9 protein-coding genes are annotated in these 5,554 nt (G+C 66.9%); 7 read left to right on the top strand and 2 right to left on the bottom strand.

The window, feature by feature from the left end; all coding sequences use genetic code 11:
- From P1X14_RS21570 to P1X14_RS21540, 7 genes are all read left to right on the top strand, one after another.
- Positions 1-687, top strand: a 687-nt coding sequence (locus P1X14_RS21570) for a baseplate J/gp47 family protein (RefSeq protein ID WP_277317484.1), incomplete at its 5' end; no start/stop codon positions are given.
- Positions 678-1,283 (top strand): putative phage tail protein, encoded by a 606-nt coding sequence (locus P1X14_RS21565; RefSeq protein ID WP_277317483.1) that lies wholly within the window; start codon positions 678-680, stop codon positions 1,281-1,283. The genes P1X14_RS21570 and P1X14_RS21565, both read left to right, overlap by 10 nt.
- Positions 1,284-1,285: 2 nt before the next feature.
- Positions 1,286-1,756, top strand: a complete 471-nt coding sequence (locus tag P1X14_RS21560; RefSeq protein WP_277317482.1) for a hypothetical protein — start codon at positions 1,286-1,288, stop codon at positions 1,754-1,756.
- Between the two features lie 258 nt (positions 1,757-2,014).
- Entirely contained in the window at positions 2,015-2,599 is a 585-nt protein-coding gene (locus P1X14_RS21555; protein WP_277317481.1) for a hypothetical protein, read from the top strand.
- A gap of 24 nt (positions 2,600-2,623) precedes the next feature.
- Positions 2,624-3,307, top strand: coding sequence for a uracil-DNA glycosylase (gene ung / locus P1X14_RS21550; RefSeq protein WP_277317480.1), 684 nt, complete (start codon positions 2,624-2,626; stop codon positions 3,305-3,307).
- Entirely contained in the window at positions 3,304-3,861 is a 558-nt protein-coding gene (locus P1X14_RS21545; protein ID WP_277317479.1) for a hypothetical protein, read from the top strand. The genes ung and P1X14_RS21545 overlap by 4 nt, the downstream gene beginning before the upstream one ends.
- Positions 3,858-4,559, top strand: coding sequence for a hypothetical protein (locus P1X14_RS21540; RefSeq protein WP_277317478.1), 702 nt, complete (start codon positions 3,858-3,860; stop codon positions 4,557-4,559). The genes P1X14_RS21545 and P1X14_RS21540 overlap by 4 nt, the downstream gene beginning before the upstream one ends.
- An 18-nt stretch (positions 4,560-4,577) precedes the next feature.
- Here the strand turns inward: P1X14_RS21540 and P1X14_RS21535 are convergent, their stop codons facing one another.
- Positions 4,578-5,189, bottom strand: coding sequence for an LON peptidase substrate-binding domain-containing protein (locus P1X14_RS21535; protein ID WP_277317477.1), 612 nt, complete (start codon positions 5,187-5,189; stop codon positions 4,578-4,580).
- The coding region (locus P1X14_RS21530; protein WP_277317476.1) for a tetratricopeptide repeat protein at positions 5,186-5,554 on the bottom strand (369 nt) is incomplete at its 5' end. The genes P1X14_RS21535 and P1X14_RS21530, both read right to left, overlap by 4 nt.

The following is a 5,554-nucleotide window of genomic DNA, read 5'->3' as shown; positions in this document are numbered from 1 at the left end:
ATCGCAGCCGGGACCGCCACGCTCCTTCTGGCGGCCGAGGCTGCCGGGGCGGGCAATGCCATGGATGAGGGCCAGCAACTGACCTTCGTCTCCCCGATCGCGGGCGTGTCGGCGGTTGCCACGGTGGCCGTGGACGGGATCGGTGGCGGCAGCAACGCGGAGGCCGACGACGCGCTGCGCGCGCGGCTGCTTCAGCGCATCCGCAATCCGGTGCGCGGCGGCGCGGCGACCGACTATGTGGCATGGGCACTCGAAGTGGCCGGCGTGACCCGTGCATGGGTGTACGAGAATTGGGACGGCCTGGGCACGGTCAAGCTGCTGTTCGTGTGCGACGGCCGGGCGGATATAATCCCCGAGGCGGGCGATATCACGGCGGTCGATGGTTGGATCGCCGATAGGCGCCCGGTCTGCGCCGACGTGACCGTTGCAGCGCCGACCGCCTCGCCGCTCGCCTATACGATCGATCTGACGCCCGACACGGCCGAGGTGCGCGCCGCCGTGACCGCCGCGCTCGATGATCTGCATGCGCGTGAGGCGGTGCCGGGCGGGACGCTGTTGATCAGCCATATCCGCGAGGCGGTCTCCGGCGCTGCCGGCGAGACCGACAGCACGGTGACCTTGCCCAACGCGAACGTCACCGTGGCGGCCGGGCTGATCTCTACCCGCGGGGCGATCACGTGGTCCTGATCCGCGACGCGCGCTCCTATCTCGGCCAGATGCAGGCGCTGCTTCCCACCGGCGCGGCATGGCCGCGTGAGCGCACGTCCTGGCTGGCGCGGTTGCTACGCGGCATGGCCGAGGAACCGGCCCGCCTCGATGCGCGCATGGCGCAGCTGGAGGACGAGGCCGATCCGCGCACCGCGTTCGAGCTGCTACCCGATTGGGAGCGGGTGCTGGGCCTGCCCGATCCCTGCACGCCGGCCGAGACCACGATCGCCGCGCGGCAGGCGGCATGCTGGCGCAAGCTGGCCTTCCAGGCCGGGCAGACGCCGGCATTCTATATCGAGATGGCGGCGACGCTGGGCTTCGACATCGAGATCCACGAGTTCGATCCGGACGTCGACGATTTCGACGGCGCGCTGACCGCGCTGATCACCGATGGCCGCTGGCGCTATGTCTGGCGGGTGCATGTGCTGAACGCCGGCACCTTCAGCGTCTTCCGCATGGGCGATCTGTTCGGCGGCCGCTTCGTCGAGGGCGATGCCGCGCTGGTGCTCGAATGCGTCTTCCGCGGGGCCAAGCCCGCGCACACCCATGTCATTTTCAGCTATCCCGAGGAGTAATCATGCGCGACTTTGACGGCGTCGATGGCGCATCCGGCGGCAACGCTATCGACAACACCCGATGGACGCCTGCCGTGGCCAATGCGATCGTTCAGGAGATCTCCAACGTCATCACCGATCCGGATGGCGGCAACGTTGCGCTGAACCCGGCCGACAACACGCAGCTGCTGACGGCGATCCAGACGATGATCTCGGCGGCGACCGACACGGTCGAGAGGAAGCGGGGCCGGTGGACCAGCACCGTCAATGCCGGCAGCTCGTACCTGGTGGCGTTCGAGGCGCCGTTTCCCGATGGCACCGATTATGTGGTGACGCTGACGCCGCTGAACCTGAGCAGCTCGGCCGCACGCGACAACTGGTGCCAGCGCGGACCGTCGAGCGAGGCGGGCTTCTACGTGATCATCCAGGGCACGGTGACGGGCGGGAACAACACGCTGGACGGCTTCGACTGGGTCGCCGAAGCGATCGCTTAGCGGCCGCTGAGAGGCTTCTTATTGAGCGTCCGCGATTATGAAAGTGCTCCGGATAGTTCTGTCGCACACCCCGGAAAGTTTTGTCGCGCTACAACGGTCATGCGGTATCTCTCCCTTGATGATGTTCTCTCTATGTTCTATAGAGCGATGGCAATGCAGGTGCAATTCGGCTTTTGCGGGCATGACGATATCGCGCGTTGGCGCCGCGCGCTAATGCCTGATGGGCGTCCGCCGAAATTATGGACGCGGCGGCGCCCGGTGGGGCAGCTGGTCAAATCGATGATCAGCGGGCGGACGCGCGATGCGGTGTCGCTGGCGGCCTATGACCGGCTGGTCGAGCGCTACCGCTCGCCCCGGCACGTGGCGCATGCGGCGCCGCGCGAGATCGCCCGCTGCATCCGCGACGTGACCTTTGCCGGCGACAAGGCCGAGCATGTCGTCCGCACGCTGCGCGGAATCGAAGCCGAGCAGCACGACTTCGCGCTCGATTTCCTTGGGAGCACGCCGCTGCCCGAAGCGCTGGCTTGGCTCGAGCGCTTCCCCGGCGTCGGCCGCAAGGTCGCAGCCTCGACCCTCAACGCCAGCACGCTCAACCGGCCGGTGTTCATCGTCGACAGCCATGTGCTGCGAATCTTCCGCCGCCTGGGCCTGGTCCGCGCAGGGGCCGATGCCGCGGCTGTCAGCGACGCGGTGACCGATGCCATGCCCGACTGGACCGGCGACGATTTCCTCCATTTCCATGTCGCGACCAAGCGGCTCGGCCAGACGCTGTGCCGGCCCGACGCAGCGGATTGCCCGCGCTGCCCGCTCCGCAACGTCTGCCCCGGCCGATTGACGAAATAGCGGCGCTTGCCCCATCCCGGGCACATGGCCGACGTCAAACTGCATCCGAGCTGGCTCGAACCGCTAAGACCTGAGTTCGACAGCCCCTATATGGCGGCGCTGCGCGAATTCCTCGTCGCCGAAAAGGCCGCAGGCAAGCGCATCTTCCCGGCGGGCAGCGAATGGTTCCGCGCGCTGGACCTGACCCCGCTGGATCAGGTGCGCGTCGTGATCCTCGGTCAGGATCCCTATCATGGCGAGGGTCAGGCGCATGGCCTGTGCTTCTCGGTCCGCCCCGGCGTCCGCACCCCGCCTAGCCTAGTCAATATCTACAAGGAGATGCAGGCCGATCTGGGCATCGCGCCCGCGCGGCACGGTTTCCTCGAACATTGGGCGCAGCAGGGCGTGTTGCTGCTCAATTCGGTGCTTACGGTGCAGATGGGCAATGCCGCATCACATCAGGGCCGCGGCTGGGAGAAGTTCACCGACGCCGTGATCCGGCAGGTGAATGCCAGCCCGAACCCGACGGTGTTCCTGCTGTGGGGCAGCCATGCGCAGAAGAAGGCGGCGTTCGTCGACACCAGCCGCCATCTGGTACTGAAATCGCCGCATCCCTCGCCGCTGTCGGCGCATGCCGGGTTCTTCGGCAATCACCATTTCTCCAGGGCCAATGCCTTTCTCGAAAGCCATGGCCGTACCCCGATCGACTGGGAGCTGCCGCCGCTATGAAACCGCTCCTGCTTCTCGCGCCCCTGCTGCTCGGTGCCTCCGCACCGCAGGACGCGTTTCTGTCCCGGCTCCAGTCGCTGTGCGGCAAGGCGTTTGCGGGCAAGGTCGTCACCACCGATCCGGCTGATGCCAGTTTCGCGGGCAAGCCGCTGGTGATGCATGTCCGCGAATGCGGTGCGGACGGCGTGCGTATCCCCTTCCATGTCGGCGAGGACCGATCGCGCACCTGGGTGATCACGCGGACCGCCACCGGCCTGCGCCTCAAGCATGATCATCGCCATGAGGACGGCACCTCCGACAAGACGACCATGTATGGCGGCGACACCGCTGCATCCGGTACGGCGGAGCGGCAGGAATTCCCGGTCGACGGTGAATCGATCGCGATGTTCCGCGCCAACGGCCTCGATCGCTCGGTCACCAATATCTGGGCGGTCGAGGCGAGCGCGACCCGCTTCGCCTATGAACTGCGCCGCGAGAACCGGCATTTCCGGGTGGAGTTCGACCTGACCCGGCCGGTCGCTGCACCGCCCGCACCATGGGGCGCCACTTCATGATCGCTCGCCTCGCCGCCCTCCTCCTGCTTTGCATCGCGTTCACAGCCCCTGCGCAAGCCCAGCTTACCGCGGTCTATACGCCGCCGGAGGGCAGTCCGATCCCGTTCGAGATGAGGATCGAGATCGCGCCGAATGGCGATGTCCGCGGCACATTGCCGGGCCAGTCGTTATGGCTCCTGACCATCGCCGGCGAGGGCTATTTCATTTCCGGCGAGGGCAAGGATGCGAAGGTCATGCGGGCCACCGACGTCGCGGCAGTCCTGGGCGAGCAGATGAAGAAGATGATGCCCGATATGCCGCCCATTCCCGATGGGGCGCTCGAGATGGTGTTGACCGAAGGGAAGCCGGTAACGGTGCGCGGCCGCACCGGTACCGGATGGTATATGGAGGGCAACGACACGGCTCCGGCGATGGTGATCAGCAGCGACCCCGCATTGGCACCGCTCGGCAAGGCGCTGGCTTATCAGTTCGAGATATCCACGCGGATGATGGCCCAGTTGAGCTTCGCACCGACGGGCTTCATGGACGAAATGCTTCGCGTCCTGCGCACAGGCGCGCCGCTCAGCGTCTCCGGACTGGAATTGAACACCGTCGCCACCGCACCGATCCCCGCCGATCGGTTCGTGCTTCCGGCAGCGCCGCTCAGTCGCGAGGAAATCCGGACGCGTCTCGAAGCGTCGAACTGGCAGCTGCGCTGACGCCTGCTGCCCCGCCCCCTATTGCAGCGTCACGATGCCTTCGTCGCCATGGCGGCCGAAGAACTGCATCAGCTGCACGATCAGGTCCGCACGTCCTGACAGCGAATCGGCTTCCAGCAGCGCCTGTTTCGATGCCACATCGAACGGCGCGATCTGGGCAATGCCGTTGACCAGGGACGCATCGTCGAGCCGGGTTACCGCTTCCCAATCCACCGCATAGCCCTGAGCGTCGGCAAAGCGCCGCGATTCGATCTCCAGCGACGCACGCTCGCCCAGCGACAGCGTCTCGTCCTCGCCTGCGGCCTCCAGCTCGGCTTCGACCTGACGGAAGGGTGTGGTCACATCCAGCTCGCGCAGGATGGTGAAGCGCGCCAGCCCTTCCAGCACCAGATTGAACCGCCCGTCCTCCAGCGCCTCGACATCGGCGATGCGCCCGACACAGCCCATGTCGAACAGCGGCACCGGATCGCCTTCGCCGCGCGGCTGGATCATCCCGATCCGCCGGTCGCGGGCCAGCGCATCGTTGACCATCGCCCGATAGCGCGGCTCGAAGATATGGAGCGGCAGATGCATCCGCGGGAACAAGAGCGCTCCCGCGAGGGGAAATATCGAGAGTCGGGTCGCCGTCATCCGAACAAGATGGCCGACAGCTTGCGCCGCTGCGCCGAGACCCAGGGATCCTCGAGACCCGCCACTTCGAACAGCTTGAGCAGGCGCTGGCGCGCGGCGCCCTCGTTCCACTCGCGATCGTCAGCGATCATCTTGAGCAGCGTTTCCGCTGCGCCATCGCGGTCGCCCGCCGCCATCTGGCCACCGGCCAGTTCGAGCCGGGATTCCATATCATCGGGGTTCGCGGCGGCATGCGCGGCCAGGCCCGAGATATCGTCGACCGGCGTCGCTTCCTTGGCCAGCGCGATCGCGGCGCGCGCGCGCTCCACTTCGGGCGAGGCCGCCACATCGTCGGGCAGGTCGGCCAGTGCCAGCGCGGCTTCGGG

The organism is Sphingomonas sp. AOB5, from assembly GCF_029433115.1.
Classification (GTDB): domain Bacteria; phylum Pseudomonadota; class Alphaproteobacteria; order Sphingomonadales; family Sphingomonadaceae; genus Sphingomonas.
The sequence above is the reverse complement of the archived record's forward strand: the minus strand, read 5'-3'. Positions and strand labels throughout refer to the sequence as shown.

Bases quoted from the DNA above. Each gene is read 5' to 3' on its own strand.
- P1X14_RS21560 (WP_277317482.1), top strand. From the start codon at position 1,286: ATGCGCGACTTTGACGGCGTCGATGGCGCATCCGGCGGCAACGCTATC.
- ung (WP_277317480.1), top strand. From the start codon at position 2,624: ATGGCCGACGTCAAACTGCATCCGAGCTGGCTCGAACCGCTAAGACCT.
- P1X14_RS21545 (WP_277317479.1), top strand. From the start codon at position 3,304: ATGAAACCGCTCCTGCTTCTCGCGCCCCTGCTGCTCGGTGCCTCCGCA.
- P1X14_RS21540 (WP_277317478.1), top strand. From the start codon at position 3,858: ATGATCGCTCGCCTCGCCGCCCTCCTCCTGCTTTGCATCGCGTTCACA.
- P1X14_RS21535 (WP_277317477.1), bottom strand. From the start codon at position 5,189: ATGACGGCGACCCGACTCTCGATATTTCCCCTCGCGGGAGCGCTCTTG.